The sequence below is a fragment of the Methylocaldum sp. genome, assembly GCF_035627495.1.
Taxonomy (GTDB): domain Bacteria; phylum Pseudomonadota; class Gammaproteobacteria; order Methylococcales; family Methylococcaceae; genus Methylocaldum.
This window is the reverse complement of the sequence record NZ_DASPLO010000096.1, coordinates 1-2,930: the sequence shown is the minus strand read 5'-3', so window position 1 is coordinate 2,930 and position 2,930 is coordinate 1. Positions and strand designations below refer to the sequence as shown.

Annotated in this window: 2 protein-coding genes and 1 pseudogene; 2 read left to right on the top strand and 1 reads right to left on the bottom strand. The window is 53.8% G+C overall.

The genetic code is table 11. The annotated features are described in order from the left end of the window. Window positions 1–585: 585 nt before the first annotated feature. Both VEB01_RS08150 and VEB01_RS08145 read left to right on the top strand, forming a co-directional pair. Window positions 586–2,157, top strand: coding sequence for an OprO/OprP family phosphate-selective porin (locus VEB01_RS08150; protein WP_324874434.1), 1,572 nt, complete (start codon window positions 586–588; stop codon window positions 2,155–2,157). A 210-nt stretch (window positions 2,158–2,367) separates the two neighbouring features. After that, window positions 2,368–2,526: pseudogene (locus VEB01_RS08145) on the top strand (DnaJ domain-containing protein); the annotation flags it as partial. Here VEB01_RS08145 and VEB01_RS08140 read toward each other — a convergent pair. Beyond that, a complete protein-coding gene (locus VEB01_RS08140) occupies window positions 2,523–2,912 on the bottom strand; it encodes a transposase (RefSeq protein ID WP_414675435.1) in 390 nt (129 codons plus the stop codon). The pseudogene VEB01_RS08145 and the gene VEB01_RS08140 sit on opposite strands and share 4 nt — an antisense overlap. Between the last annotated feature and the right edge of the window lie 18 nt (window positions 2,913–2,930).

The following is a 2,930-nucleotide window of genomic DNA, read 5'->3' as shown; positions in this document are numbered from 1 at the left end:
AGCCATTATACCGACTTTCCACCCCCTGTCAACCCTTCTTTTCTCCCCGCCTTCCGCCACCGCCCCTTTCGTTCAGGCCGTCAGCACCGGAAGAGCTGACCATTATTCCAGCTCCTCCCGCCCCAGTCAAGCAGGCGGGTTATAAAAATGCGGACATGCCGGGGAATACACTCGACACGGCTACACTGAATGTAGACGAGTTCCATATTCGCCATCTATTGATTCCTGTAGTTCTATCGGGGCCCTCGCCTATCGTTATGCATCCATAAATGGACGCATCTGCAGCCCCATGTATCAAATTGGGCTGCGATTTACGTTTGCCCGTAATTTCTGAGTGTTCGCCTTCTCTCAATTTTCATACACCCAGCGGTCATTAAATCTGGCAAAACAAGCCTCATGACACATTGTCACAATTTCGTAATGTTACGGTAACGAAATCGTCATAGTTCCCTCGTAGGCTTTTGTTGCTTTAACGCGATCGATTGTTGAGTTGTAACCAACAACTCAACAGCGGGCATACGCAACACAACAGAGCCAACTTTAAACATACGCTTCCTGGAAAACATTCTTACGTTGGGGGGACCAATGAGATTCAAACGCTTGGCATATGCCATTTCACTCGCTATTGGTGGAGCCGGTGCACCTACTGCCCAGGCGCTCGACCTTTATATGGACAGCAAAACCAAACAGATCTATGCCGAACCGGGGCCAGGGCGCGTGAAGCTTGGAAACTTCGAAAAAGTTGACGACGCAGCAGTTGAGGAATCCAGACCCGCCAAAAAAACCGCGAAGGCCAAGCCGGAGGGCGATCAAATTAAGGCTGTCGAAGACCGTCTTAATAAGAAAATTGATGCCCTAGCCAACAAGCCGAAAGCGCCGGATGACGCAAAAGTCACTCTCGGCGCAAAGGGACTTCAGTTTCAATCCAATGACGGCAACTTCAAATTTAGCCTCAACGGCCGCCTCCATGCGGACGCCGCCATTCAATCCGGGGACAAGTTCACCACCTGGAATGACAGAAACAACAACGGCCTAGTCGATGATCCAAATACCACTAGGAATGGCAGTACCACAATCAATGAACCGGTAAGCAACGACCTCGACACTGGCACCGAAATCCGCCGTTTCCGCATGGAGTTCGCTGGCCAGTTCTATAACGACTGGAGATTCAAGCTGCAACCGGATTTCGCCGACGAGCAAGTCAGACTCAAGGATGCGTTCGTACAATATACCGGCTTCGACTGGGGTACCTGGACCCTCGGCCAAAGCAAGCAACCGTACAGCCTCCAGCAAATGATGAGCTCCAACGATATGCCGTTTATGGAGCGTTCATTGGAGTACGCATGGACGGACGTATCCGTGAATCGTGCGATTGGTCTCCGCTACGATACGTACGGTCACAACTGGACCGCTGCCGCCGGTATATACGGTGACACAGCCACGAGGCAAGCTGAGAGCGCAGCCGATGACGAAGGCTGGGGCGCATCGGGGCGCGTCACCTGGACGCCTTGGTATAAACCGGGCGAACTTATCCACGTCGGCGCGTCTGCCGCTTATCGGGTACCGCAACAGGCTGACAAGACCGTTCGATATCGCATCCGCCCAACCCACATCGATCATTTCTTTCCGATCGACACCGGGACTATCGCGAATATCGACGACGAGGTGTTTTTCGATGCTGAAGCGGCAGGCGCCTACGGTGCCTTTTCTTTTGAAAGCGAGTATAACGTGGCCTATCTACAACGGACCGGCGCTGGAATCGAAGACGCCAAGTTTGATGGTTGGCACTTCGATGTGATGTACAGCCTGACCGGCGAATCGAGAGCCGCCGCTTACGATCCGAGAGATGCTGTCTTTAAACGCTTAACCCCCAATCGGAACTTCGACTTGGCCGGCGGTTGGGGTGCCTGGGAACTCAAAGGCCGCATTTCCCAAGTCAACATGGACAAGCTTGGTACGGCCAATCAGCACGGCGGACGCGAGACAGCGGCGACCTTCGGCGTCAACTGGTATCTCAACCCATGGTTCCGCTTAATGCTGGACTATACCCACGTCATCGACATCGATCTCGGCACCGCCGGGTCAAGCCGGGCGCTTTTGGAAGGAGATCCGTCAGACCTCGACACTGTCCAGATGCGCGGCTCTCTGGCCTTCTAAACCCGCTCATTCCCTCTCTGCCTAGTCGATGAACCCCGTTTTTGCGGGGTTCATCGTTTAAACGCCAATAACCTTTGCTTTAGCACCCGATCAACCGACCACCTCATTGTGCCTGCTTTCTCACGGTTGCTATGATTCCTAAAGCATTTCAATGCCATAACTCGTCTAAGCACAGCAGCCTCACCCAAACCTATCGAGGAATGCCGTTTTATGGAATTCAAGGATTACTACAAGATTATGGGCGTATCGAGGGATGCCTCGCAGGAGGATATTAAACGGGCCTATCGCAAGCTCGCCCGGAAATATCATCCCGATGTCAGCAAGGAACGTAACGCCGAGGAGCGATTCAAGGAGCTAAACCGCGTCTACTTTGGAATGCGTAGTTTTTCCTCGCTCGGATCGAGCGCGTCCTTGACCCAGAGACGATCGGCGACTTCACAGGGATTGGCGTTGATGCCTTGCCGGAACATTTCGACCCGGTCGATGAGTTCCGCCGTGCTGGTATGGCAATGATGATAAGTGACATCCTCACGCAGCCAGCGCCAGAGAGCTTCTACCGGCATGAAGTCTGGACTGTAACCCGGTAGTGGGATCAGGTCGATATTCAAGCGAGCCGCGTGCTCACGAACTCCCGCCGCCCGGTGATACGGCGCCCCGTCCCAGACCAACTGGATCGGCCGGCTGGGAAACCGTTGCCGCAGACGATCTAGGGCTTCCTTCGTGTAGTCCCCATTGGCGCGCGGATAAGGCCAGATTTCGGTCTGGCCAAGGTT

Coding starts and splice junctions, on each gene's coding strand:
- VEB01_RS08150 (WP_324874434.1), top strand. CDS start 586: ATGAGATTCAAACGCTTGGCATATGCCATTTCACTCGCTATTGGTGGA.